21 protein-coding genes are annotated in these 24817 nt (G+C 63.6%); 13 read left to right on the forward strand and 8 right to left on the reverse strand.

Annotation, left to right across the window (positions count from 1 at the left end):
- Positions 1–12 precede the first annotated feature (12 nt).
- The 8 genes from OPV09_RS01135 to OPV09_RS01170 all read left to right on the forward strand — a co-directional run bounded on the left by OPV09_RS01135 (position 13) and on the right by OPV09_RS01170 (position 7994).
- Positions 13–2451, forward strand: coding sequence for a heavy metal translocating P-type ATPase (locus OPV09_RS01135; protein ID WP_338680217.1), 2439 nt, complete (start codon positions 13–15; stop codon positions 2449–2451).
- Positions 2452–2453: 2 nt separating this feature from the next.
- Positions 2454–2630, forward strand: coding sequence for a cbb3-type cytochrome oxidase assembly protein CcoS (ccoS, locus tag OPV09_RS01140; protein WP_034752510.1), 177 nt, complete (start codon positions 2454–2456; stop codon positions 2628–2630).
- A gap of 222 nt (positions 2631–2852) precedes the next feature.
- Positions 2853–4280: a cytochrome-c oxidase, cbb3-type subunit I gene (ccoN, locus tag OPV09_RS01145; protein WP_034752511.1), complete on the forward strand. Its 1428-nt coding sequence runs from the start codon at positions 2853–2855 to the stop codon at positions 4278–4280.
- Between the two features lie 15 nt (positions 4281–4295).
- Entirely contained in the window at positions 4296–4910 is a 615-nt protein-coding gene (gene ccoO, locus OPV09_RS01150; RefSeq protein WP_034752513.1) for a cytochrome-c oxidase, cbb3-type subunit II, read from the forward strand.
- Position 4911: 1 nt separating this feature from the next.
- Positions 4912–5115, forward strand: coding sequence for a cbb3-type cytochrome oxidase subunit 3 (locus OPV09_RS01155; RefSeq protein WP_034752515.1), 204 nt, complete (start codon positions 4912–4914; stop codon positions 5113–5115).
- On the forward strand, positions 5108–6028 hold the full coding sequence (gene ccoP / locus OPV09_RS01160; RefSeq protein WP_338680220.1) for a cytochrome-c oxidase, cbb3-type subunit III: 921 nt from the start codon (positions 5108–5110) through the stop codon (positions 6026–6028). Before OPV09_RS01155 ends, ccoP begins: the two co-directional genes overlap by 8 nt.
- Positions 6029–6032: 4 nt before the next feature.
- Positions 6033–7415 (forward strand): cytochrome c oxidase accessory protein CcoG, encoded by a 1383-nt coding sequence (ccoG, locus tag OPV09_RS01165; RefSeq protein ID WP_139143377.1) that lies wholly within the window; start codon positions 6033–6035, stop codon positions 7413–7415.
- A 54-nt stretch (positions 7416–7469) separates the two neighbouring features.
- Positions 7470–7994 (forward strand): FixH family protein, encoded by a 525-nt coding sequence (locus tag OPV09_RS01170; protein ID WP_338680222.1) that lies wholly within the window; start codon positions 7470–7472, stop codon positions 7992–7994.
- Positions 7995–7997: 3 nt separating this feature from the next.
- Here the strand turns inward: OPV09_RS01170 and fnr are convergent, their stop codons facing one another.
- The gene (fnr, locus tag OPV09_RS01175; protein WP_034752524.1) at positions 7998–8756 is read right to left on the reverse strand and encodes a fumarate/nitrate reduction transcriptional regulator Fnr; all 759 of its coding nucleotides are present in this window, start codon (positions 8754–8756) and stop codon (positions 7998–8000) included.
- A 239-nt stretch (positions 8757–8995) separates the two neighbouring features.
- Here fnr and OPV09_RS01180 point away from each other — a divergent pair, with 239 nt between their 5' ends.
- The gene (locus OPV09_RS01180) at positions 8996–12076 is read left to right on the forward strand and encodes a response regulator (RefSeq protein ID WP_338680226.1); all 3081 of its coding nucleotides are present in this window, start codon (positions 8996–8998) and stop codon (positions 12074–12076) included.
- A 67-nt stretch (positions 12077–12143) separates the two neighbouring features.
- Here OPV09_RS01180 and OPV09_RS01185 read toward each other — a convergent pair whose 3' ends face one another.
- The 4 genes from OPV09_RS01185 to modA are packed head-to-tail and all read right to left on the reverse strand — an operon-like array spanning position 12144 to position 15101.
- The gene (locus tag OPV09_RS01185; RefSeq protein WP_152546483.1) at positions 12144–12911 is read right to left on the reverse strand and encodes a TOBE domain-containing protein; all 768 of its coding nucleotides are present in this window, start codon (positions 12909–12911) and stop codon (positions 12144–12146) included.
- Between the two features lie 25 nt (positions 12912–12936).
- The gene (locus OPV09_RS01190; protein ID WP_128140677.1) at positions 12937–13638 is read right to left on the reverse strand and encodes a sulfate/molybdate ABC transporter ATP-binding protein; all 702 of its coding nucleotides are present in this window, start codon (positions 13636–13638) and stop codon (positions 12937–12939) included.
- Positions 13639–13649: 11 nt separating this feature from the next.
- Positions 13650–14327 (reverse strand): molybdate ABC transporter permease subunit, encoded by a 678-nt coding sequence (modB, locus tag OPV09_RS01195; protein ID WP_338680230.1) that lies wholly within the window; start codon positions 14325–14327, stop codon positions 13650–13652.
- Positions 14328–14342: 15 nt separating this feature from the next.
- On the reverse strand, positions 14343–15101 hold the full coding sequence (gene modA, locus OPV09_RS01200; RefSeq protein ID WP_338680231.1) for a molybdate ABC transporter substrate-binding protein: 759 nt from the start codon (positions 15099–15101) through the stop codon (positions 14343–14345).
- 137 nt (positions 15102–15238) lie between these two features.
- Here modA and OPV09_RS01205 point away from each other — a divergent pair, with 137 nt between their 5' ends.
- Complete coding sequence (locus OPV09_RS01205) at positions 15239–16471, forward strand: putative DNA modification/repair radical SAM protein (protein ID WP_070303174.1); 1233 nt, start codon at positions 15239–15241, stop codon at positions 16469–16471.
- Positions 16468–17931, forward strand: a complete 1464-nt coding sequence (locus tag OPV09_RS01210) for a UdgX family uracil-DNA binding protein (protein WP_338680232.1) — start codon at positions 16468–16470, stop codon at positions 17929–17931. Before OPV09_RS01205 ends, OPV09_RS01210 begins: the two co-directional genes overlap by 4 nt.
- Here OPV09_RS01210 and OPV09_RS01215 read toward each other — a convergent pair.
- The 3 genes from OPV09_RS01215 to OPV09_RS01225 all read right to left on the reverse strand — a co-directional run bounded on the left by OPV09_RS01215 (position 17883) and on the right by OPV09_RS01225 (position 22493).
- Positions 17883–18896 (reverse strand): bile acid:sodium symporter family protein, encoded by a 1014-nt coding sequence (locus tag OPV09_RS01215; RefSeq protein ID WP_051991317.1) that lies wholly within the window; start codon positions 18894–18896, stop codon positions 17883–17885. The genes OPV09_RS01210 and OPV09_RS01215 overlap by 49 nt on opposite strands.
- 140 nt (positions 18897–19036) lie before the next feature.
- Complete coding sequence (rhaI, locus tag OPV09_RS01220; RefSeq protein WP_338680233.1) at positions 19037–20332, reverse strand: L-rhamnose catabolism isomerase; 1296 nt, start codon at positions 20330–20332, stop codon at positions 19037–19039.
- A 52-nt stretch (positions 20333–20384) separates the two neighbouring features.
- On the reverse strand, positions 20385–22493 hold the full coding sequence (locus tag OPV09_RS01225) for a bifunctional rhamnulose-1-phosphate aldolase/short-chain dehydrogenase (protein ID WP_083292709.1): 2109 nt from the start codon (positions 22491–22493) through the stop codon (positions 20385–20387).
- Positions 22494–22806: 313 nt separating this feature from the next.
- Here OPV09_RS01225 and OPV09_RS01230 point away from each other — a divergent pair, with 313 nt between their 5' ends.
- On the forward strand, positions 22807–23637 hold the full coding sequence (locus tag OPV09_RS01230; RefSeq protein ID WP_319991946.1) for a DeoR/GlpR family DNA-binding transcription regulator: 831 nt from the start codon (positions 22807–22809) through the stop codon (positions 23635–23637).
- 103 nt (positions 23638–23740) lie between these two features.
- Positions 23741–24727 carry a rhamnose ABC transporter substrate-binding protein gene (gene rhaS, locus OPV09_RS01235; protein ID WP_374106851.1) on the forward strand — a complete coding sequence of 329 codons (987 nt, stop codon included), beginning with the start codon at positions 23741–23743 and terminating at the stop codon, positions 24725–24727.
- Positions 24728–24817: the final 90 nt, after the last annotated feature.

The raw sequence follows: 24817 nt of genomic DNA on the forward strand, positions 1-24817 counted from the left end.
GAAAACAAACCTATGAATGCTGTTTTACAACCCCCCGCCTGCTTCCATTGCGGCTTGCCCGTGCCAAGCGGCTCGAGCTGGAACGTCACCATCGACGACGTGCCGCGCGCCATGTGCTGCCCCGGCTGCGAAGCCGTGGCGCAAACCATCGTCGACATCGGCCAGAGCGCCTATTACCGCGACCGCGACGAATATGCCGTCAATGCGGCCGATGCGACCATGGTACCGCCCGAACTGCGCCTGTACAGCAATGACGACGCGCAATTCGCGCGCGACGCCAGCAGCTGCGAAGCGACCTTGTCCGTCGAAGGCATCCGCTGCGCCGCCTGCGTCTGGCTGATCGAGCGCCAACTGACGCGCCTGCCAGGCGTGCAGGCGGCCAGCCTGAACGTCGCCACCGAGCGCCTGTACGTGCGCTGGAGCCGCGCCCAGTGCGAGCCGGGCGACATCCTGCAAGCCGTGCGGCAAGTCGGCTACACGGCCTATCCGTACGACGCCGTGCGCCACGGCGAGCGCCTGCAAAAAGCCAGCAAGACCCTGGGCCGCCAGCTGTTCGTGGCCGGCCTGTCGATGATGCAAGTGATGATGTACGTGGCGCCCGCCTATCTGGCCGAGGATGGCACCCTGGACGACAATATGGCCAGCCTGATGCGCTGGGCCAGTCTGCTGCTGACCCTGCCCGCCATCTGTTACTCCGCCATGCCGTTCTTCCAGGGCGCCTGGGCCAGCCTGCGCGCGCGCACCCTGGGCATGGACGTGCCCGTCGCACTGGGCATCCTGGCGGCCTTCTTCGGCAGCGTGGTGGCGACCTTCACGGGCCGCGGCGAGGTGTATTACGACTCGGCCACGATGTTCATTTTCCTGCTGCTGTGCAGCCGCTATTTCGAGCTGCAGGCGCGCCGCAAGGCCGCTTCCGCGCTCGAGCGCCTGCAGCACGCCTTGCCCGCCTCTGCCTCGCTGATGGCGGGCTTTCCCGACAACCGCGCCACCACCCTGGTGCCTGCCGGCAGCCTGGCCGTGGGCGATGTCATTCTGGTCAAGCCGGGCGAAGCGATCGCCGCCGACAGCGTCATCATCGAGGGGAGCAGTGCGCTGGACCTGTCGCTGCTGACGGGCGAAAGCGCGGCCCAGCGACGCAAGACAGGTGAACAGGTGCCGGGCGGGGCCATCAACGCCAGCGCGGCGCTGATCCTGCGCGTGCTGAAACCGGCACGCGAAAGCACGCTTTCCGATTTATTGAAACTGATCGAGCGGGCCGGCAGCGGCAAGCCGCAGATCGCGCAGTGGGCCGACAAGGTCGCCGCCTGGTTTGTGCTGGGTCTGCTGCTGTTCGCCGTCGCCGTGTTCGCCTTCTGGAGCTGGCATGACCCGACACAAGCCTGGCCCGTGGCGATTGCCGTGCTGGTCGTGTCTTGCCCGTGCGCGCTGTCGCTGGCCACGCCGACGGCGCTGGCGGCCGCCACCGACAGCCTGCTGCGGCGCGGCGTGCTGATCGTCCAGCCCCACGTCCTGGAAACCCTGCACCGCGCCACCCACATCGTCTTCGACAAGACGGGCACCTTGACCCTGGGCCGGCCCGTGCTGCGGCAAATCGAGGGACTCGGCAGCCTGAGCGAAGACGCATGCCTGCAAGTGGCCGCCGCGCTGGAAGCGGGCAGCGCCCATCCGCTGGCGCAGGCGATCCTGGCGGCAGCGGATGAGTTGCCAGGACAGCAACTTCGCATGCATGCGCAACAGTTGCAGGAAGTGCAAGGCCAGGGCCTGGAAGGCGTCGTCGACGGCGTGCGCTACCGCCTGGGCAATGCGGCCTTTGTCGCCGCCATCGCCGGGCCGCCGCTGGGCGACACGGCCGTCGGCATGCAGGGCATGACGCCGCTGTACCTGGGCACGCAGGGGCGCTGGCTGACGCGCTTTTTACTCAGCGACGCGCTGCGTCCGGAAGCGCGCGACGTGGTCGCGTATTTCCACCGGCGCGGCAAGCAGGTCGTGCTGCTCAGCGGCGACCAGGAAGCGCTGACGCAAAGCGTGGCGACGGAACTGGGCATCAATACGGCGTGCGGCGAATGCCTGCCCGATGAAAAGCTCGATTTCGTGCAGCAGTTGCAGGCGACGGGCGCCGTCGTGGCGATGGTGGGCGACGGCATCAACGATGCCGCCGTGCTGAGCGGCGCCGACGTGTCCTTCGCCATGGGGTCCGGCGCCGCCCTGGCGCAGGCGCATGCGGACACGGTGCTGCTGTCGAGCCAACTGGTGTCCGTGCTCGACACGGCGAAGACGGCCGCGCGCAGCATGCGCATCATCCGCGAGAACCTGGGCTGGGCCACCCTGTACAATCTGACGGCCATCCCGGCCGCCGCGCTGGGTTTCTTGAACCCCTGGCTGTCCGGCGTCGGCATGGCTGCCAGCTCGGCCGTCGTCATCGCCAACGCCCTGCGCCTGCGGAAAGCCTGAACATGGAAGCACTGTATCTCCTCATCCCCTTGAGCGTCGTGGTCGTCTTCATCGCCCTGTGGGTCTACTTCACGGCCTCGGACGGCGGCCAGTTCGACGACCTCGTCGGACCTGGCCTGCGCGTGCTGCAGGACGACGACACGCCGCCCCAGCCGGCGCCTGGCGAACCGCATCCCTGACCGCACCAGCCCGGCCGGCGCGTCTGCCCCCCAATCCGCCCGGATTGCAGGGATCTTGTATGGCTTTTTTGAGCGGAATTTGACCGAAATACCGCTTTATTTCGATGCCAGTTCGCTACGCTTATTTCATCCGGGGAATTTTGATCCACATCAAAGTTTTTTCACGGTCAAACACTTACTCTCTGGCCACCATCATAAATAGTAATTCCAGGGAGAGTCTTTGTGGATCAATCGCTGAACTATAACTACAAGATCGTGAAGCAATTCGCGGTCGCTACTGTGGTATGGGGCATCATCGGCATGCTGGTTGGCGTTATCATCGCCGCTCAGCTGGCCTGGCCTGCCCTGAACCTCGACATACCATGGCTGACATACGGACGCCTGCGTCCGCTGCACACGAATGCGGTGATTTTCGCCTTCGGCATCTGCGGCCTGTTCGCTACCTCGTACTACGTCGTGCAACGCACCTGCCAGGTGCGCCTGTTTTCCGACAAACTGGCCGCCTTCACCTTCTGGGGCTGGCAAGCCGTGATCCTGTGCGCCGTCGTTACCCTGCCCATGGGCATGACACGCGGCAAGGAATACGCGGAACTGGAATGGCCTATCGCCATCCTCATCGCCGTCGTCTGGATCGCCTACGCCATCGTGTTCTTCGGCACGCTGATCAAGCGCAAGGTCAAGCACATCTACGTGGCCAACTGGTTCTTCGGCGCCTACATCCTGGCCGTGACGATTTTGCACGTGGTCAATGGCGCCGTCATGCCAGCCTCGTTCACCAAGTCGTATTCCGCCTATGCGGGCGTGCAGGACGCCATGATCCAGTGGTGGTACGGCCATAACGCGGTGGGTTTCATCCTGACCGCCGGCTATCTGGGCATGGTCTACTACTTCATCCCGAAACAGGCCGAGCGCCCCGTGTACTCGTACCGTCTGTCCATCGTCCACTTCTGGGCGCTGATCTTCACCTACATGTGGGCGGGCCCGCATCACCTGCACTACACGGCATTGCCTGACTGGACGCAATCGATCGGCATGGTCTTCTCGCTGGTCCTCTTGGCACCAAGCTGGGGCGGCATGATCAACGGCATCATGACCCTGTCGGGCGCCTGGCACAAGCTGCGCACCGACCCGATCCTGAAATTCATGATCGTCTCGCTGTCGTTCTACGGCATCGCCACCTTCGAAGGTCCGATGATGTCGATCAAGACCATCAACTCGCTGTCGCACTACACCGACTGGACCGTTGCCCACGTGCATGCGGGCGCTCTGGGTTGGGTGGGCTTCATCACCATGGGTTCGATCTACTACCTGCTGCCGCGCCTGGCTGGCCGCACGCAGATGCACAGCACGCGCCTGGTCGACGTGCACTTCTGGGTGGCCACCATCGGCATCGTGCTGTACATCGCCGCCATGTGGATCGCCGGCGTGATGCAGGGCCTGATGTGGCGCGCGGTCAATCCGGACGGCACCCTGACCTACACCTTTGTCGAGAGCGTGAAAGCGACGTATCCGTACTACGTGGTGCGCGTGGCCGGTGGCCTGCTGTACCTGTCGGGTATGTGCATCATGGGCTACAACACCTGGATGACCCTGCGCGGCAGCAAACTCCCCGTCGCCCGCATTCCGGAACTGAACGCGGCGCACGCCTGATAGGAGCGAAAGCAAATGAAATTTTCACATGCATGGATTGAGAAAAACCCCTGGCTGCTGATCGCCCTGGTCACGGTGGTGATCAGCATCGGCGGCGCCGTCGAGATCGTCCCCCTGTTCTTCCAGAAGAGCACGACGGAACCGGTCGCCGGCCTGAAGCCGTATTCGCCGCTGCGCCTGGCGGGCCGCGACATTTACGTGCGCGAAGGCTGCTACAACTGCCACTCGCAGATGGTGCGTCCGCTGCGCGCGGAAACGGAACGCTATGGCCACTATTCGGTCGCCGGCGAGTTCGTCTATGACCGTCCGTTCCAGTGGGGCTCCAAGCGCACGGGGCCCGATCTGGCCCGCGTGGGCGCCCGCTACAGCGACGAATGGCACCGCACGCACTTGAACAACCCGCGCGACGTGGTGCCCGAGTCGAACATGCCGTCCTACCCCTGGCTGGCGAAGACCAAGCTGGTGCCTGACGAAATCGTGCCGAAGATGCGCGCCCTGAAACGCCTGGGCCAGCCGTACAGCGAGGAAGAAATCGCCGCCGGCCCCGCGCAGCTGCAGGACAAGACGGAAGAAGACGCCCTGGTCGCCTATCTGCAAGGCCTCGGTACATTAATCAAAACAAGGAATTAGCATGGCAATCGAAAACCTGTTTGACAGCGCCAGCAGCGTCATGACGGTGGTTTCCTTTACGACGTTCGTGGGCATCCTGTGGTGGACGTTCAGCCGCAGCAACAGCGACTTCGACGCGGCGGCACGCCTGCCGTTCGCCGACGACGCGCTCGACTATCCGGCCGAAGCCGAGATGAACCTGGCGAAGGAGCATAACCATGGCTGACTTTACCAATGGCTTCTGGAATATCTACATCATCGTGCTGTCCCTGCTGGGCATCATCGGCTGTGGCGTGCTGCTGTACTCGCAGTCGAAAGTGAAAGTGGTCGCCGGCGCTCCCGCCGACGGCACCACGGGCCACGTCTGGGACGAGGACTTGAAGGAACTCAATACGCCGATGCCGCGCTGGTGGATGTGGCTGTTCTACATCACCATCGTCTTCGCGCTGGCCTACCTGTTCCTGTATCCGGGCCTGGGCAACTATGCCGGCAGCCTGGGCTGGAAATCGACGGGCCAGTACGAGGAAGAGCTGAAGAAGGCGGAAGCCGACTACGGCCCCCTGTTCAACAAGTACCTGAGCCAGGACTTGAAGACGGTGGCCGCCGATCCGCAAGCGCAAGCCATCGGCCAGCGCCTGTTCCTGACCTACTGCGCGCAATGCCACGGTTCGGATGCACGCGGCAACAAGGGCTTCCCCAACCTGACGGACAAGGACTGGCTGTATGGCGGCGAACCCGACATCATCAAGGCCACCATCCTGCACGGCCGCAATGGGCAGATGCCACCGATGGGCGCCGCCCTCGGTTCCGAAAAGGATGTCGAGAACGTGGCCCATTATGTGCTGAGCCTGTCCGGTTCGACCTCGGATCCCGTCAAGTCCGTGCTGGGCAAAGCCAAGTTTGGCGCCTGCATGGCCTGTCATGGCGCCGATGCGAAGGGCAACCAGATGCTGGGCGCGCCGAATCTGACGGACAAGGTCTGGCTGTACGGCGGCAGCGCCGATACCATCATGGAAACCGTACGCAAGGGACGCAGCAACACCATGCCGGCCTTCAGCGATTTCCTCGGCGAATCCAAGGTACACGTGCTGTCGGCGTATGTCTGGAGCCTGTCGAATCCTCAGACGCCCGTGAAATGATGTAATGGAACCTCAAGTTATCAAGATGTATGCGGCCCGCGAGCAGATCTACCCTCGCGAGGCCAAAGGACGCTACGCTACCTGGCGATGGGTATGCGTATGGCTTACCCAGCTCGCGTTCTACGGCTTGCCGTGGTTGACCTGGAATGGCAGGCAAGCCCTGCTGTTCGACTTGACCACGCGCAAGTTCTACATTTTCGGCGTCGTGCTGTGGCCCCAGGATTTCATCTATCTGGCGGCCCTGCTGATCATCTGTGCGTATTTGTTGTTCCTCGTCACGGCCATTGCCGGGCGGGTGTGGTGCGGGTTCTCTTGCCCGCAAACGGTATACACGGAAATTTTCCTGTGGGTCGAACGCCGCATCGAGGGCACGCGCAGCGCGCGCATGGCCCTCGACAAGCAGGGCCCGTCCGTGCGCAAGGCATTCAAGAAGACGGCCAAGCATGTGGTATGGGGCGCCATCGCCCTATGGACGGGCTTTACCTTTGTCGGCTACTTCACACCGATCAAGGAACTGGCGCGCGAGGTGACCACCCTCAATTTCGGTCCCTGGGAATGGTTCTGGGTCCTGTTCTACAGCCTGGCAACCTACGGCAACGCGGGCTGGCTGCGCGAGCAGGTGTGCAAATACATGTGCCCCTACGCGCGCTTCCAGAGCGCCATGTTCGACCAGGACACCCTGATCATCACCTACGATGCCAAGCGCGGCGAACCACGCGGCGCCATGAGCAAGAAGGCCGGCAACAACGACAAGCTGGGCGATTGCATCGACTGCACCCTGTGCGTGCAGGTGTGTCCGACCGGCATCGATATCCGCAACGGCCTGCAGTATGAATGCATCGGCTGCGCCGCCTGCGTCGATGCCTGCAACAGCGTGATGGACAAGGTCGAGCGGCCGCGTGGCCTGATACGCTACAGCACCGACCATGCGATGGAAAACAACTTCAATTCGAAGCAGATACGCCAGCGCGCCATGCGCCCGCGCGTCCTGATCTACACTTCCATCCTTGCCCTGATCATCATCGCCGTATGTACCTCGCTGGCCCTGCGCACGCCCCTGAAAATGGACGTGATCCGCGACCGCGGTTCGATGGGACGCGAAGTGGAAGACGGCATGATCGAAAACGTCTACCGCCTGCAGATCATGAACACGTCCGAGCAAAGCCAGCATTTCAAGATCAGCGCCTCCGGCTTGCCGGGCCTGACCTTGCTGACGCGCGAAGAAGTGACCTTGCAGCCGACGGAAACGCTGGGCTGGCCGATCCGCCTGCGCGTGCCGCACGGCGTGGGCGAGAAGGGGTCGAACAAGATTGCGATCGAATTGCAATCGCTGGACGACCCGTCGCTGCATGTGCGTGAAAGCGCGGTCTTCATCGTGCCGCGTTAATGCAGGAAGGCCGGTCCCCGCACGGGGGCTGGCCGTTTACAGAGGAGAAATACCATGTCCGACAGTCTGAAACTGCAGCCTCCCGTTGCACCGTGGTACAAGCATCGCTGGCCATGGCTGCTGATGATCGGTCCCGGCCTGTCCGTGGTCGTCGGCAGCTTCATGGGCTATATCGCCTTTACGCAGCCCGATGCGCTGGTGGTGGGCGATTATTACAAGCAGGGCAAGGCGATCAACCAGGATTTGAAGCGCGACACGATCGCCAGCGACCTGGCCATGGAGACGAGCCTGGCGTACGACGTGGCGTCAGCGCGCCTGAGCGGTTCCGTGCACAGCTTCGGCAAGGCCTATCAGGGGCCGTTGCAGCTGCACTTGGCGCATGCGACTTTGCCGGAAAAGGATATCAAGCTGCTGGTGCAGCCCGATGCGGCCGGCAATTTCTCGGTCGCGCTGCCGATGCTCGAGCGCAGCCGCTGGCAAGTGCTGGTGGAAAACGACAAGCGCGAGTGGCGCCTGTCCGGCATCTGGACCTGGCCCGTGCAGCGCAGCATCGCGCTGCATGCGGACGAAGAGCTATAAGCCTTACTTGCAGACGTCGGTACCGGCTGTAATGGCTTTCAGCTTGGCAGGCTGCAGGATCTCGATCTCGCGGTTCGAGACGCGCAGCCAGCCTTCCTTCTTGAATTTCGACAATAAACGGCTGACGCTCTCGATGGTCAGGCCCAGGTAGTTGCCGATTTCCTCGCGCGACATGCGCAGCTGGAATTTGCTGCTCGAATAGCCGCGCGCCTCATAGCGCGACGCCAGGTTGACGATGAAGGCGGCAAAACGCTGCGTCGCCTGCATATTGCCCAGCAACAGCATCACGCTTTGCTCGCGCGTGATTTCCTGGCTCATCATGCGGTGGAAATGCCGCAGCAGGGTCGGCATATTGCCCAGCAATTGTTCCAGGCTGGAAAACGGGATTTCACACACTTCGCTGTCTTCCAGCGCCACCGCATTACAGTGGTGGCGGTCGGCGCTGATGGCGTCCATGCCCAGCAGTTCGCCGGCCATCTGGAAACCCGTCACCTGCTCTTCGCCGCCCGGATTGATCTGGTACGTCTTGAAGTGTCCCAGGCGGATCGCGTACAGGTTCTGGAACGAGTCGCCGATGCGGAACAGCGAGGCGCCGCGCACGATCTTGCGGCGGCGGCCGATGATCTGGTCCAGCCTGTCCATGTCGCCCATATCGAGGCCCATCGGCAGGCACAATTGATGCATGCTGCAGGTCGAGCATCGCGCACGCAACGCTTCCACGGTCACTGTGGGCAAGGTTGGAGTGAGTAGCGCTTCAGTCATGTCGGTACCTTTTAGAAAATGCAACAACAAGTTTACTGCATACAGGGTTGCCGTGTGCCAATTTCACCGCAATTTCGGCGAATAAACGACGTTCCGACTTTAATTATATGGCAACATCGTCAAAAGCCCATGCGGGGAGGGCCATTTGCGCGGCGCCGCTTGCCAACTTGATGTATTGATAGGAAAATTCCTAACAGCATTATCTGCCGCCTGTGCCGCCCGGTACTGAAAAGGAAATCATGAAGCCTCTCGGCATCAAAGCAAAAGTCGCGCTGGCCACCAGCCTGACCTCGATCGCCATGATCGCGCTGGTCACCATGATCCAGGTGCAGCATATGCGCGACGACTTCACGCGAGTACTGCTGAGCCAGCAGTCGTCCCTGATCAGCCGCACCGCTGCCGAGCTCGACGACAAGCTGGGCATGCTGCTGCAGATCGTCACCCTGACGGCCAGGCAGCAGCCGCCGGAACTGATGGCCCAGCCGGCCCAATTGCGCGAATACTATTCGCGCCGCTCGATGCTGGTGCTGTTCGACGACGTGCTGGTGCTCGACGCGCATGGCGCCGTCGTGGCCGACATGCCGGAAGTGGCGGGGCGCACGGGCATCAACGTTGCCGAGCGCGAGTATTTCCAGACCGTGCTGCGCACGCGCCAGCCCATGATCACCGAGCCGATGCTCGGCAAGTCGAGCGGCATGCCCATCGTGCAGATGGTCGCGCCCGTGCTGGCCGCCGATGGCCAGGTGGCCGGCGTGGTGATCGGCGTGCTGCGCCTGTACAAGGACAACCTGCTGGGACGCCTGCGCTCGGAAAAGATCGGCAAGAGCGGCTATTACTTCATCCTCACGCGCGGCGCCGTGCCGCGCTACGTGCTGCATCCCGATACCAGCCGCTTGCTGCAGCCGCGCCAGCCGAACGCCAACCTGACGACCACCCAGCTGCTGAAGGAAGATGGCGAAGGCAGCATGGTCAGCACCAACAGCCGCGGCATCACGGCCGTCAACAGCTTCAAGCGTTTGAAATCGGTGAACTGGCTGCTGGCTACCTCGCTGCCCGTCGCGGACGCCTTCGAACCGTTCGATGGCGTGCTGTACCGGCTGGTGCTGTGGAGCATCCTCGCTTCGCTGCTGGCCGCATTTGTTCTGGGCTGGGTCACCGTGCGCCTGCTGTCGCCGCTGGTGCGCCTGCGCGACACCCTGCTGGCCCTGCGCACCAGCGGCAGCCGTTTCACCCCCGTGCCGGTGCAGCAGCGCGACGAGATCGGCGAACTGACGGAAGCGTTCAATGGCCTGATGAGCGAACGCGACCGCCTGCAGCAGGAACTCGAATCGCGCGCGGCCGAACTGGAGCAGGAACGCGACCGGGCCGAGGCCGCCAACCGCGCGAAGAGCGATTTCGTGGCCAACATGAGCCATGAAATCCGCACGCCACTCAATGCCGTGCTGGGCATGGTGTATTTGCTGGGCAATACCAAGCTCGATACGGAACAGCGCAAGTATCTGACCATGGTGCGCGTGGCGGGCCAGTCGCTGCTGGGCATCCTCAACGACGTGCTCGATTATTCGAAGATCGAGGCGCGCCGCATGGAACTGTCGCCCGTCGAATTCGACCTCGACGAAGTCATGAATACCCTCGCCACCACGATGACGATGAATGCGGGCGAAAAGGAGCTGGAACTGGCCATCGCCGTCGAGCCCGACGTGCCGCGGCGCCTCGTGGGCGACGCCCAGCGCCTGCAGCAAATCCTCGTCAACCTGGCCGGCAACGCCATCAAGTTCACGGAGAACGGCGAAGTGGTGGTGGCCGTCAGCCTGGCCGAGAGCAGGAGCGAGAGCGGCCGCGCCTGGCTGCGCTTCGAAGTGCGCGACACGGGCATCGGCATGACGGAACTGCAGCAACAGCAGCTGTTTGCCGCGTTTTCGCAGGGCGACCAGAGCATCACGCGCCGCTTCGGCGGCACGGGCCTGGGCCTGGCCATCAGCAAGCAGCTGATCCACATGATGGGCGGCGACATCGCCGTCGCCAGCAGCGAAGGCAAGGGCAGCCGCTTCTGGTTCAGCGTGCCGTTCGAGATGCTGGCGCAGCCAGCCGAAACGCGGCGCACGCCGGCACTGGGCCAGCTGCGCCTGCTGGTGGCCGACGATAACCGCACCACGCGCGAACTGATCGTCAAGCTGATCGAGGCGTGGGGCTGGCTGGCCGACGAAGTCGATTCCGGCTTTGCCGCCATCGAACTGTACCGCGAACGCCTGGCGCAGCAGCAACCGTACGACGTGGTGCTGGCCGACTGGCACATGCCCGTCATGGACGGCCTGGCCACGGCCAAGGCCATCCGCCAGGCGGCCAGCGGCCAGCGCCAGCCCATCGTGGTGATGGTCAACGCCTTCGCCCGCAACCACCTCGAGGAAATTTCCAGCGCGGCCGAGGCCGACGTCGTGCTGATGAAACCGATCACGGGATCGAGCCTGTTCGATGCCCTGCACCAGGCACTGATCACCAAGAACGACGGCGGCGAGCAGCGCATCCTGCACCAGCCACTGGGCACGGAACTGGCCGGCGTGCATTTCCTGCTGGTGGAAGACAATCATTTGAACCAGGCCGTGGCGCGCGGCATCCTCGAACACATGGGCGCCACCCTCGACGTGGTGGGCGACGGCTTGCAAGCCGTGGAACGGCTGCGCACGGAAGCGCTGCGCTACGACATCGTGCTGATGGACATGCAGATGCCCGTCATGGACGGTTTCAGCGCCACCCACATCATCCGCACGGAGCTGCGCCTGAGCCTGCCCGTGATCGCCATGACGGCCGGCGTGCTGGCATCCGAGCGCGAGCGCTGCATGACGGCCGGCATCAGCGACTTCATCGCCAAGCCCGTGGTGGTGGAAGAGATGATGGAAGTCATCCTGCGCCACCTGCCCAAGCGCCCGCCAGTGCAGACGGCCGAGCCCGTACGCGTCGCCGATGAAGAGGTGTTTTCCATGGCGCCGCTGATGCGCGTGATGGGACGTGACGCGAAGGGGCGCGGTGTACTGCGGCGCATGGTCGAAGACGCGCTGAACAAGGGCATGACGCCCGTACGCGACGCGGAAACAGCATTGCAGGCAGGCCGCCACAGCGACGTGGCGCGTATCCTGCACAGCGTGCGCGGCTCCGTCGGCACCCTGGGCACGAAACGCCTGATCCGCGCCGCGTTCGCCACCGAGGAAGCCATCGACGCGGGTCGCCTGGATGAAGTCCCAAGCCTGCTGGCGCACACGGCGCAGGAGCTGGAACTGGCGCTGGCGGCGGCGGCGGATTGGTTGTCGCGGTTGAAGGATTAGGCCTGCAACGTAAAGCTGGGGTCAGACCCGCCGGGTCTGACCCCGGAACTTTGCTCAGCGCCGCCGTTTACGCCGGTACACCGAGGATCACACTAGATGCTTTAAACATCGCCGTCACGCTGCTGCCAAGTTCGATACCCAGGTCCGTGCTGCTCTGATTGGTGATGATGGCGGCGATCGTGCCGCCGCGCGGCAAGTCCAGCACCACTTCCGTGTTGACGGCACCTGTCTGCACGCGCGTGACCGTGCCGGCCAGCTGGTTGCGGGCGGAAAAGCGTGCGCCTTCGCTGTCGGCCACGAGGATGATGGACGAAGCCTTGATCAGCGCAAACGCTTCCGCGCCCGGCACCAGGCCCAGGCTTGCGCTGCTGCCCTGCGTGACGATGGCCACGATGTGCTGGCCGCCCGGCAATTCCAGGGTGACTTCGTCGTTGACGGCGCCCTGTTTCAGTTCGGCCACCTTGCCGAGGAATTGATTACGCGCCGTCGTTTTCATGGCCATTCTCCGTATGAGTAAAAGATCGTCGGCGATGCCTTCGGCCTGGCTGCCCAGCTGGCGCAGGTAGCGCGCATGCTCGCGTTCGATGATGCGGAAATTGTCGACCAGCTGGCGCCCCCGCTGCGTGAGCCGCGTGCCGCCGCCGCCCTTGCCGCCCGTCAGGCGCTCGACCAGCGGCTCGCCGGCCAGGTTGTTCATCGCGTCGATGGCGTCCCAGGCCGCCTTGTAGCTCATCTTTACCAACTTGGCCGCCTGCGTGATGGAACCGCATTCGGCGATGGCGCCCAGCAATTCCACCCTGCCGGCGCCGCCCAGGTTTTCCCCGCCCACCGTCATCCATAGCGAGCCTTGCAAGCCGATTTTATCCAATGCGTTCACCCAATGCCATGTGGTCTTCCCTGTTATCGATCTGTCCGTCGCGCAAGTACAGCACGTGCTCGCCCAGGATGCGCGCATCTTCCGGATCGTGCGTGATCAGGATCATGGGCACGTCCAGACGCTGTTGCCACTGGCTCAGTTCCAGCCGCATTTTGACACGCAGGGCCGGATCGAGGGCGGCGAACGGCTCGTCGAGCAGCAGCGCGGACGGCTCGGCCACGAGCGCCCTCGCCAGCGCCACCCGTTGGCGCTGGCCTCCGGACAACTCGTCGGGGAACTGGTGCGCCAGTTCCTGCAAGTGGAAGGCGTCGAGCCAATGCTCGACCTTCTGTAATTTTTCGCGCGCGCGCGGATTGAACCAGCCGCGGCTCAGGCCAAAGCCCACGTTCTGGCGCACCGTCAGGTGCGGGAACAGCGCGTAATCCTGGAACAGGTAGGCGACATTGCGCTGCTGCGGCGGCAAATTGATGCCGGCGGCCGAGTCGAACAAGGTGCGCCCGTTCAGGCGGATATGGCCTTCGTCCGGCGTGAAGAGTCCGGCAATGGCTTTCAGGGTCATGCTCTTGCCGGCGCCGGACGGGCCATACATGGCGATGCGCTGGCTGCCGGACGTACATTGCACCTGCAGGTCGAAGCGGCGTTTGCCGGAGCGCAAGGTGGCGCGGATGTCGAGGTCGAGTTGCATGGGCGTCATCCTCAGCGTCCTTTGTGCGCGACGCGCCCGGGCGCCAGGCGGCCAGCCAACAGCAGCACCACGATGCAGACCACCGAGATGATCACGACCAGCGTATTGGCCACGTCGTCCTGGCCCGCCTGCACGGCTTCATACACGGCCACCGACAGGGTCTGTGTCTTGCCGGGAATGCTGCCGGCCACCATCAGGGTGGCGCCAAACTCGCCCAGCGCGCGCACGAATCCCAGCAGCACGCCGGCCAGGATGCCGCGCCAGGCCAGCGGCAACGTGACGCGAAAGAAGATCGCCATTTCCGAAATGCCCAGCACGCGGGCCGCCTGCTCGAGCTGGCCGTCGACGGCCTCGAAGGCGGCGCGCGCGGGCTTGAAGACGAGGGGAAAGGCGACCACGGTGGAAGCGATCACGGCGCCCTGCCATGTAAAAATCAGGTTGATGCCGAAGTTGTCCTGCAGCCAGATGCCCAGGGTGCCGCGCCGGCCCAGCAGCACCAGCAGGTAATAGCCGAGCACGGTCGGCGGCATCACCATCGGCAGGGTCAACAGGGCGTCGAGCAGCTCGCGCCCGGGAAAACGCGTGCGCGCCAGCAGATAGCCCGTACCGATGCCGAGCAACAAGTTGAGCGCCGTGGCCCATGTCGCCACTTTGAGCGACAGGGCCAGCGCGGTCCAGGCGATATCCATGCGCAGTCGTTTGCTTTATGGTTTCTTGAAACCGTACTTGGCGAGGATGGCTTGCGCCGGCGCCGTCTGCAAATAGCTGACGAAGCGCTTCGCTTCCGCCCCATTGCCGCTGCCCTTGATGGTGGCGATCGGATACAGCACGGGCGCGTCCAGCGGCACCTCCAGCACCACGTTCACCTTGTCTTTCATGATGGCCGCGTCGGTCGCGTAGACAAAGCCCGCATCGACTTCGCCGCGCGCCACGTAGTCGAGCGACTGGCGCACGTTCTGCGTGCCGATGGCTTTCGGTTGCACGGCGTCCCACAGCTTCGCCTTCTTCAGCGCGCCTTCGGAATAACGGCCGACGGGCACACTGGCCGGATTGGCGATGGCCACGCGGGTCACGCCCTTGTGCGTCAGGTCAGCCAGGCTCTTGATGCCCAGCTTGCTATCGTGCGGCACGATCAGCACCAGGCTGTTGCCGACGAAGTCCATGCGCTCGGCCGGCAAGACGAAGCCCTGCTTTTGCGCCGCATCCATGGTTTCCTGGTCGGCCGAGGCAAACACGTCCACGGGCGCGCCCTTGACGATCTGCTGCAGCAACACGCCCGAAGCGGCGAAGTTCAAGGACACCTTGCTGCCCGGATACTGCGCCTCATAGCCCTGCGCCGCCTCCTTGAACGCATTCGTCAGGCTGGCCGCGGCCGACACGACCACTTCACCGGCAAGGGCGGACGAGGCGGCGGTGGCGAAGAGGGCGGCGCCGAGCAGTGTGGCGAGGGAGGTGAGGCGCATGATCGTATCCTTGATGAGAAGAGAACCTGGTCCGTAATATACACCGATATATAGCGCTCTGCCATCGCACAGGTCAAGCCAGCGCAAGCTGCATTCCCTGATATACTGTATATAAACACAGTATATCGAGGTGAGCCATGGAATTGACGGACAAGCTGGAAATCCTGGCCGACGCGGCCAAGTACGACGCGTCCTGCGCCAGCAGCGGCGCGCCCAAGCGCGATTCCATCGGCAAGGATGGCTTTGGCGCCACCTCGGGCATGGGCATTTGCCACAGCTACACGCCGGACGGGCGCTGCGTCTCGCTGCTGAAAGTGCTGCTGACGAATTACTGCCTGTACGACTGCCAGTACTGCGTCAACCGCCGCACGTCGAACGTGCCGCGCGCGCGCTTTACCGTGGCCGAAGTGGTGAAACTGACGAGCGACTTTTACCTGCGCAACTACATCGACGGCCTGTTCCTCAGTTCCGGCATCATCCAGTCGGCCGACTATACGATGGAGCAGCTGGTGCAGGTGGCGCGCGAGTTGCGCGAGGTGCATCAGTTCCGCGGCTACATCCATTTGAAAACCATTCCCGACGCCGATCCGGCCCTGATCGCGCAGGCGGGCCGCTATGCCGACCGGCTCAGCGTCAATATCGAACTGCCGACACAGGACAGCGTGCAAAAGCTGGCGCCGGAAAAGAGCGTGCATACGATCAAGCTGGCGATGGGGTCGATACGCCGCAAGCTCGACGAGAAAGCGGAAGAACCGCGCGCGCCGCGTTTCGCGCCGGCCGGGCAAAGCACGCAGATGATCGTCGGCGCCGACGCCAGCGACGACCAGCAGATCCTCTCCACGGCAGAGACCTTGTACGGCAGTTATAAACTCAAACGCGTGTACTACTCGGCCTTCAGCCCGATCCCCGACAGTCCGAAAAGCGTGCCGCTGGCGCCGCCGCCCATGCTGCGCGAACACCGGTTGTACCAGGCCGATTTCCTGCTGCGCAGCTATGGTTTCCAGGCCAGCGAACTGCTGCCCGCCACGGGCGGCAACCTGGCGCTCGATATCGACCCGAAACTGGCGTGGGCGCTGGCCCACCGCGAACATTTTCCGCTCGACTTGAACCGCGCGGCGCAGCACATGATCGCCCGCGTGCCCGGCATCGGCCTGCGCAATGCCCAGCGCATCGTCGATCTGCGGCGGCTGCGGCAGGTGCGCTACGCCGACCTGTCCCGCCTGCGCTGCAGCATGAAGAAAATCGCGCCGTTCATCATCACGGCCGACTACTTTCCCGCACGCGACACGACCGCCTCGGAACACCTGCGGCGCGCCATGGCGGAGGCGCCGCAGCAGATGAATCTGTGGCCGGAGCTGCAGGCCGCATGAGTACGGTGGTGCGGCTGGCGCAGTCGTTCGACGAGTGGCGCGCGGCGGCACGCGAACTGATCGCGCTTGGCGTGCCACCTGCCGACGTTGCCTGGCAGTCGCGTCCCGGCGATGGCGACCTGTTTTCCGCCGCGCCGGATGCGACGGATACCAGCGCGCCACTGCTGCGCCTGCCGCGTCCCCTGGTGGAATTGCTGGAAAGCGCCGCCTGCTTCAACGTGCCTGACCGCTGGGCCTTTTTGTACCAGGTGCTGTGGCGCTGGCAGCAGGGCCAGCACGACGTGATGTCGCCGGCCGACGCGGACGGCGCGCGCCTGCACGCCATGGTCAAGGCCGTGCACCGCGAGGAGCACGACATGCATGCGTATGTGCGCTTTCGCGAGCGGCCAGAATGCGAGGGCGCGCCCCGTTTTGTCGCCTGGTTCGAACCCGTGCACGAGGTGCTGCCGCAGGTGGCGCGCCACTTCGCCCGCCGCATGGGAGCTACCAGCTGGATGATCGCCACGCCCGCTGCCAGCATGCTGTGGGATGGCACGACCTTGCACGCGGGCCCCGCACTGATGCAGGGCGCAGCCGATATCGACGATGCGGGCGAAGCCCTGTGGCTGACCTACTACCGCAGCATCTTCAATCCCGCGCGCGTGAATGCGGATTTGCTGCACAGCCATATCCCCTCGCGTTTCTGGAAGAATTTGCCGGAAGGGGGCATCGTGCCCGCCATGCTCAGCGGCGCCGCCAACGGCGAACGCCGCACGGGCCAGACGGCCAGCGTGGGCCAGCGCAGCGGCGCCACCATGATTCCGATTGCAGCCGAGCGCGCCCAGCCAGTGCGCGAAGTAGCGACAAGCCTGGACCAGTGCCGCCGCTGCGAACTGTGGAAAAGCGCCACGCAAGCCGTGCCCGGCATTGGCCCGGCACAGGCGCGCATCATGCTCGTGGGCGAGCAGCCGGGCGACCAGGAAGACCTGGCGGGACTGCCGTTTGTGGGCCCGGCCGGCGCGCTGCTCGAGCAAGCCATGCAGGAAGCGGGCATGGCGCGCGACAGCATCTATCTGACCAACGCCGTCAAGCATTTCAAATGGGAACCACGCGGCAAGCGCCGCCTGCACAAGACGCCCGCGCAACGCGAGATCCTCGCCTGTCATGGCTGGCTGGAAGAAGAGATTGAGCGCGTCCAGCCGCAGGTGATCGTGGCGCTGGGCAGCACGGCCTTGAAGTCCATCCTGCAGGATGGCGCGGCGAGCATGACGCCGCTGATCGGCACGCCGGTCCAGCATGCGGGGCGCTCGGTGATTGCCGCGTATCACCCGGCGTATGTGCTGCGCGCACCGGATGAGTCCAGCCGGCGGCAGGCTTACGCGGTGATAGTGGCGGGGCTGCGGCAGGCGCTGCGGCTAGAGCAGGATAGCCATCACAGCGTTGTCGCCGGCACATCCTGCCCCTCATCGCGCCGCGCATAACGCTGCGCGATCACGGCACAGATCATCAGCTGAATCTGGTGAAACAGCATCAGCGGCAAGATCACCATGCCCAGCGAACGCGTGGAAAACAGCACCTTGGCCATCGGTACGCCGCTGGCCAGGCTTTTCTTCGAGGCGCAAAAGACGATGGCGATTTCATCTTCCTTGTTGAAGCCCAGGCGGCGGCTGACGAAGGTGGAGATGCCCAGCACCAGCGCCAGCAGCAAGGTGCTGATCAGGCCCAGGGCGACCAGGGTTTCCACGGAAATCGTATGCCACAGGCCTTCGCTGACGGCTTCGCTGAAGGCCGTGTAGACCACCAGCAAGATCGAACCCTGGTCGACGTATTTCAGGGTGGCTTTATGGCGGTCGACCCAGCGGCCGATCCAGCGGCGCAGGAATTGCCCGGCCAAGAATGGCAACAGCAGCTGCATGACGATGGACAGCACGGCATCGACCGACGACTTGCTTTCCGCGCCCTTGGCCACCAGCAAGCCGACGAGGATGGGGGCGAGGAAGATGCCGATGAAGTTCGAGGCCGAGGCGCTGCAGATGGCGGCCGGCACGTTGCCGCGCGCCATGGCCGTCATGGCGATCGAGGATTGCACGGTCGACGGCAACGCGCACAGGAACAAGATGCCCATGTACAGGTCGGGCGTGAGGAAGGTCAGCGCCAGCGGGCGCAGCGCCAGGCCCAAGAGTGGAAACAGGACAAAGGTGCTGGCCAGCACCAGCAAGTGCAAGCGCCAGTGCATGGCGCCGGCCACCACGGCTTCGCGCGACAGCTTGGCGCCGTGCAGGAAGAACAGGGCGCCGATGGCGACCGTGGTGATGTTGCCGAAGACCACGGCCGTCTGGCCCGTGCAGGGCAGGAAGGTGGCCAGCGCCACGGTGACGAGCAGGGCGATGGTGAAATTATCGGGTTTCAGATTGCGCAGCAGGGCAGCGGGAGAAAAAGAAGACATGCGGTAGCCTGGTAACGGCGCAGCCTTGCACGCTGTGCCGGGGATGACAAACGGCGCCGGGAACGGCGCCAGTGCCAGCCATTCTACCTGCTTCCAGGCGGCTTGCCTGGAAGCAGCAATGCTCCCACTCGCTACCCGCCTTACACGATGCCGCTGCTGCTGGCGCCTGCCTTGGGGGGGCGCGCCACGCCGCGCTGCTCCCGATAGCCGCTGCTGCGGTAGCAGGCCACAGGATCGATGGCGGCGCCCGAACGCTGGCGTGCCATCGCCAGGATGGCGCTGACATCAGTGCGGAACGCCTGTTTCAGTGCTTGCGCCGAGGCGTGCACGTCGTTGGCTTCCTGGTAATGGCGCAGGGCGGCGCGGTCGACCAGTGCGGACTGGATGAAAGCGCGCTGCACTTCGACGGCACTGCTCATCAGGCTTTCGATCGGGTCCGTCACATTGTGCGACTGGTCCAGCATGTAGGCGGGATGGAAGGCGGCGCCTTCGCGCTCGGCCGCGTCGGCCAGTTCGTTGAACACGAGGAACAGCTGGAAAGGGTTGATGCTGCCCGAATCGAGGTCGTCGTCGCCGTACTTGCTGTCATTGAAATGGAAGCCGCCCAGTTTGCCGAACTGCGCCAGGCGCGCGACGATCATTTCGATGTTCGTGTTCGGCGCATGGTGGCCCAGGTCGACCAGGCATTTGGCCTTCGGTCCCAGCGCGCTGGCGCAGGCAAAGCTGGTGCCCCAGTCGGCGATCGTGGTGGCGTAGAAGGCCGGCTCGAACAGCTTGTGCTCAATAAATAATTGCCAGTCGGCGGGCAGGGCGCCGTAGATGTCGCGCATGCTGTCGAGGTAGCGCTCGAGCGCGCCGCGCAGATTGTGCTGGCCCGGAAAATTCGCGCCATCGCCCACCCACACCGTCAGCGCCGTCGAGCCCAGCGCACGGCCCAGTTCGATGCATTCGATATTGTGCTCGACGGCCTGCGCGCGCACGGCCGCGCTGTGCGACGTCAGGCTGCCGTATTTGTACGACTGCGCCTGTCCGGCCTGGTCCTGGAAGGTATTCGAATTGACGGCGTCAAAGCCCAGGCCGTAAGCCTGGGCGGTCTCGCGCAGGGCGGCCGTGTCGCTGACCTTGTCCCATGGAAAATGCAGCGAAACGGCGGGCGTCGCTTGCGTCAGCTGGTTGATGACGGCGCAATCTTCGAGCTTTTCAAACACGTTGCGCGGTTCGCCCAGGCCGGGGAAACGGGCAAAGCGCGTGCCGCCCGTGCCGGTGCCCCAACTCGGTACGGCCACGGCGAAGGTTTGCGCCAGCGCCGTCAATTGCTCGATATCCTGGCCGCGGCGGGCCAGCACACCGCCCAGGGCCGCATAGTCGGCCTCCAGGTTCGCTTGCAGCTTGGCATTGTGGTCGGCCACCAGGCCGCTATCGATCATGGTATGCATCTTGTCTCCTTGCGCGCAGCGGCGCCATGGCCGGCTGCGTCATTTTTTTAGATTAACGTGTAAATGCGGCCGCGTTGCCCGCGTCGACATTGATGATATTGCCCGTGCTCTTGGCGGCCTTGTCGCTGGAGAGGAAATACACGGCTTCGGCAATATCTTCTGGCAGCACGCTACGCTTGAGCATGCTGCGCTGGCGATAGAATTCCTCGATGTCGCCCGTCTCGATCTTGTTCGAGGCGGCCCGCTCTTCCTTCCACTTGCCATCCCAGATGCGCGAACCGCGAATGACGGCATCGGGATTGACCACGTTGACGCGGATGCCGTGCGGCGCTCCTTCGAGCGCGATGCAGCGGGCCAGATGGATTTCCGCCGCTTTGGCGGTGCAATAGGCCGAGGCGCCGGCCGATGCCACCAAGCCGTTCTTGCTGGCGACAAACACCATGCTGCCACCGAGCTTCTGCTGCTGCATGATGCGGAAAGCGGCGCGGCTGACGAGAAAGTAGCCGGTCACCAGGATCGACTGGTTGCGCTCCCACATCTCCAGAGTCGTTTCTTCCAGCGGCGCCGAGGAAGCGATGCCCGCGTTCGACACCAGCAGGTCGATGCCGCCAAAGCGCAGCGCGGCCGCGTTCAGGATGGCCTCGACGTCGTTTTCGGCCGTGATGTTCGCGCGCACCGTGGCGATATTGTCGCGTCCAGCCACCTTCAGCAGGCTCTGCTCGGCCTCTTCCAGCGCGGCGCCGTCGATATCGGTGAGCATCACGCAAGCGCCTTCCTGCAGCAGCTGGCGCGCCACGGCCTGGCCGATGCCGCCGCCGCCGCCCGTCACCAGCGCAATGCGTCCGGCCAGGCTTTTGGGTTTGGGCATGCGCTGCAGCTTGGCTTCTTCCAGCAGCCAGTATTCGATGTCGAACGCTTCCTGTTCCGGCAAGCCCACATAGGTGTCGACGCCATTGGCGCCGCGCATCACATTGATGGCATTGACATAGAACTCGCCGGCGATGCGCGCCGTCGCCTTGTCCTTGGCGAACGACAGCATGCCCACGCCGGGGATCAGATAAATGATGGGGTTGGCGTCGCGCACGGCGGGGCTGTTGTCGTGCTTGCAGCGCGTGTAATAGGCGAGGTAGTCGGCGCGGTAGGCGGCCAGCGCCTCGTCCAGGCCGGCGACCAAACGGTCAAAATCAGGATAGGCCGGATCGAAGTCGATGACGAAGGGGCGGATCTTGGTGCGCAGGAAGTGGTCGGGGCACGAGGTACCGAGCGCGGCCAGCGGCAGCAGGTCGGCGCTGCAAACGAATTCGAGCACGTTGGCGCTGTCGTCGAAGTGGCCCAGCTTGTACTCGTCCTGGCTGATCTTGCCGCGCAGCACAGGCATCAAACGCTGCGCCAGGGCCGCGCGCTCGTGCGCCGGCAAGGGTGCGGACTTGGCGCCGCCGAACGCCGGCTGCTTGGTGTTGGCGGCCAGCCAGTCTTCCGCGCGCTTGATGATGGCCAAGGTGGTTTCGTAGCAGGACTTGGCCGTGTCGCCCCAGGTAAACAGGCCATGGCCTTCGAGGATGATGCCTTTCAAATGCGGCTGCGACTGCGACAGCGCTTCGAGTTTGAGGCCCAGGTCGTAGCCGGGACGCTGCCACGGCAGCCAGCCCAGTTCGCCTTCGAAAATCTTGTGCGTCAATGCCTGGCTATTGGCGCAGGCGGCAATCGCGATCACGGCGTCCGGGTGCATATGGTCGACATGCTTGCGCGCTATATACGCATGCAGGGGCGTGTCGATGCTGGCCGCGCGCGGGTTCAGATTGAAAGTGCAATGGGGCAGGTAGGCAACCATTTCATCTTCCAGCGCCAGGCCACGGTAGCGGCCCTTCAGCGCGCGCAGCTTGTCCATGTACAGGGTGGAAAAGCCATCGAGCTTGATGCTGCCCAGGTCGCCGCCGGAGCCTTTCACCCACAGCACCTCGACCTCGTCGCCGGTCAGGTGATCCGTCATGCGGATCTTGGCCGAGGTATTGCCGCCGCCGAAATTGGTGATGCGCATGTCGGAACCGAGCAGGTTGGAACGGTACAGCAAAAGCTCCGGTTCGCTCAAGGTCGCGGCGTGCGCATCGTCCCATAGCGAGGCCATGGGCGCAGGTGGTGTGGTGTCCATCGTGGCGGTCATACAGTGTCTCCATTCTTGGTTATGCGTGCGGATCGCCATGGCCGCATCTGTGTGCGGGACGCCATGACGGCAGCACTCAGTAGAAGCCAGCGTGCCAATCATGTCAATCAACAAGCAATCAAAAACGTGAGAGAAACGCAAATAATCACCAGGTTGATTGGAACTCCGATCACGCATTTGCGCGCTATCCAAATAATCACGATGTTGATTGATTGATTGTTGACATGCACTGCTCAACTGCTTAGGCTGGCTCACCGATAAAGAAGTCGTCCCCGGGCAGCTGGTACGGGAGAGGACTCAAAAAGGAGACAACGTGGTTAATCACAAACGCCGCAAAGGCTTGCTGAAACTACTCGCCGAACATAGCGTGGCGAGCGTCGACCAATTGGTCGGCTGGCTCAATTCCTCGCCGGCGACGGTGCGGCGCGATATCGCCTGGCTGGCCGAGCGCAATTTGCTGACCCGCACCCGCGGCGGCGCCGAGAGCCTGCCGCAAAAAAAACAGCGTACGTTTGCGCTGTCGGGCGAAACCTTTCAAAACAACCTGGACCGCTGCGCCGCGCAAAAGCGCGCCATCGCCCGCCACGCCTGCGGCCTGTGCGCCGATGGCGACACCATCATCATCAATGGCGGCACCACCACCTATCGCATGGTCGAGTTCCTGGTCGACAAGCGGCTGAAAATCCTCACCAATTCATTCCTGATGGCCGAGCGCCTGCTGATGTCCAGCGAGAATGAAATCATCCTGCCCGGCGGCAAGGTGTATCGCGAGCAAAACGTCATCCTGAGTCCCTTCGACAACGACATCAGCCAGCATCATTACGCGGGAAAAATGTTCATGGGCGTGTACGGCCTGTCGATGCTGGGCTTGATGGAAGCGGATCCCTTGCTGATCCAGGCCGAGAAACGCCTGATCAGCCAGGCCGAGGAGTTGATTGTCCTGGCCGACAGTTCCAAGTTTGCCAGGAAGGCAGGCCTGATCCTGTGCGGCCTGAACCGCGTGTCCTGCGTCATCACGGACACGGGCGCTTCGGACGCGGCCGTGCAGATGCTGGAACAGTCGGGCGTCAAGGTACTGGCCGTCGCCCCCGAGGCGATGGCGGCGCCGCTGTCGCCGGCGGAGCAGGCGTGGCAAGAGCAATAGGCAATACCTAGTCAGTGGCAAAAACAGAGGGCTGGAGACATGGTGTCTACCGCCCCGGCAGCAACAATAAAAAAGGAGACGCGGCATGAAATTGAACAAAATGATGGTGACGGCATTGAGCATGTGCATGATCGGCTGCCTGGCCGCCAGCGCGCAGGCGGCGGAAAAAATCAAGATCGCCATGGTCGTCAAGAGCCTGGGCAACGGCTTCTTCGACGCCGCCCACGAAGGGGCGAACGAGGCGGCCAAGCAGCTGGGCGACGTGGAAGTCATTTACACGGGGCCCACCACGGCGACGGCGGAAGGGCAGATCGAAATCATCAGCTCGCTGATCAGCCAGAAGGTCAGCGCCATCGTCATTTCCGCCAACGATGCCAATGCGCTCGTGCCGATCACCAAGAAAGCCATGCAGCGAGGCATCAAGGTCATTTCCTTCGACAGCGGCCTGGCCAAGGAGGGGCGTTTGATGCAGCTGAACCCGTCCAGCCCGGCCCTGATCGGCCAGAAACAGATTGAAATGGCGGCCGACGCCATCGGCGGCACGGGCGAGATCGCCATCCTGTCGGCCACGGCGCAGGCGACGAATCAGAACATCTGGATCGGCGAAATGAAAAAGACGCTGGCCCAGCCCGCGTATGCGAAGATCAAGCTGGTGGCCACCGTGTATGGCGACGACCAGTCCGACAAGAGCTACCGCGAAGCCATCGGCTTGTTGCGCAGCAACCCGAACCTGAAAGCCATCATCGCGCCAACCACGGTGGGCATCAATGCGGCCGGCAAGGCCGTGGTCGACGAGAAACTCGTGGGCAAGGTGTATGTGACGGGCCTGGGCTTGCCGTCGGAAATGGCCGGCCACGTGAAGAGCGGCGCCGTGAAAAGCTTTGCCATCTGGAACCCGATCGACCTCGGCTACGCCGCCACGTATGCCGCCCATCAATTCGTCACCGGCAAGGCCAGCGGCAAGCCGGGCGAAAGCATCGCCGTCGGCCGCATGGGCAAGCTGACACTCGATGCGGGCGGCGAAGCGGCGCTGGCGCCGCCGTTCACCTACAACAAGGATAACGTCGACAAGTTCTCGAAGATATTCTGATTTGTTTGTGTACCGACGGCCGTAGGTCGGATCAGGCGCGAAGCGCCGTAATCCGATATCACCGGTAAAGCCAACAATGTTGTCGGGTTA

This window comes from Janthinobacterium sp. TB1-E2 (assembly GCF_036885605.1).
GTDB lineage: Bacteria > Pseudomonadota > Gammaproteobacteria > Burkholderiales > Burkholderiaceae_D > Janthinobacterium > Janthinobacterium aestuarii.

Coding starts and splice junctions, on each gene's coding strand:
- OPV09_RS01135 (WP_338680217.1), top strand. CDS start 13: ATGAATGCTGTTTTACAACCCCCCGCCTGCTTCCATTGCGGCTTGCCC.
- ccoS (WP_034752510.1), top strand. CDS start 2,454: ATGGAAGCACTGTATCTCCTCATCCCCTTGAGCGTCGTGGTCGTCTTC.
- ccoO (WP_034752513.1), top strand. CDS start 4,296: ATGAAATTTTCACATGCATGGATTGAGAAAAACCCCTGGCTGCTGATC.
- OPV09_RS01155 (WP_034752515.1), top strand. CDS start 4,912: ATGGCAATCGAAAACCTGTTTGACAGCGCCAGCAGCGTCATGACGGTG.
- ccoP (WP_338680220.1), top strand. CDS start 5,108: ATGGCTGACTTTACCAATGGCTTCTGGAATATCTACATCATCGTGCTG.
- ccoG (WP_139143377.1), top strand. CDS start 6,033: ATGGAACCTCAAGTTATCAAGATGTATGCGGCCCGCGAGCAGATCTAC.
- OPV09_RS01170 (WP_338680222.1), top strand. CDS start 7,470: ATGTCCGACAGTCTGAAACTGCAGCCTCCCGTTGCACCGTGGTACAAG.
- fnr (WP_034752524.1), bottom strand. CDS start 8,756: ATGACTGAAGCGCTACTCACTCCAACCTTGCCCACAGTGACCGTGGAA.
- OPV09_RS01180 (WP_338680226.1), top strand. CDS start 8,996: ATGAAGCCTCTCGGCATCAAAGCAAAAGTCGCGCTGGCCACCAGCCTG.
- OPV09_RS01185 (WP_152546483.1), bottom strand. CDS start 12,911: ATGACGGTGGGCGGGGAAAACCTGGGCGGCGCCGGCAGGGTGGAATTG.
- OPV09_RS01190 (WP_128140677.1), bottom strand. CDS start 13,638: ATGCAACTCGACCTCGACATCCGCGCCACCTTGCGCTCCGGCAAACGC.
- modB (WP_338680230.1), bottom strand. CDS start 14,327: ATGGATATCGCCTGGACCGCGCTGGCCCTGTCGCTCAAAGTGGCGACA.
- modA (WP_338680231.1), bottom strand. CDS start 15,101: ATGCGCCTCACCTCCCTCGCCACACTGCTCGGCGCCGCCCTCTTCGCC.
- OPV09_RS01205 (WP_070303174.1), top strand. CDS start 15,239: ATGGAATTGACGGACAAGCTGGAAATCCTGGCCGACGCGGCCAAGTAC.
- OPV09_RS01210 (WP_338680232.1), top strand. CDS start 16,468: ATGAGTACGGTGGTGCGGCTGGCGCAGTCGTTCGACGAGTGGCGCGCG.
- OPV09_RS01215 (WP_051991317.1), bottom strand. CDS start 18,896: ATGTCTTCTTTTTCTCCCGCTGCCCTGCTGCGCAATCTGAAACCCGAT.
- rhaI (WP_338680233.1), bottom strand. CDS start 20,332: ATGCATACCATGATCGATAGCGGCCTGGTGGCCGACCACAATGCCAAG.
- OPV09_RS01225 (WP_083292709.1), bottom strand. CDS start 22,493: ATGACCGCCACGATGGACACCACACCACCTGCGCCCATGGCCTCGCTA.
- rhaS (WP_374106851.1), top strand. CDS start 23,741: ATGGTGACGGCATTGAGCATGTGCATGATCGGCTGCCTGGCCGCCAGC.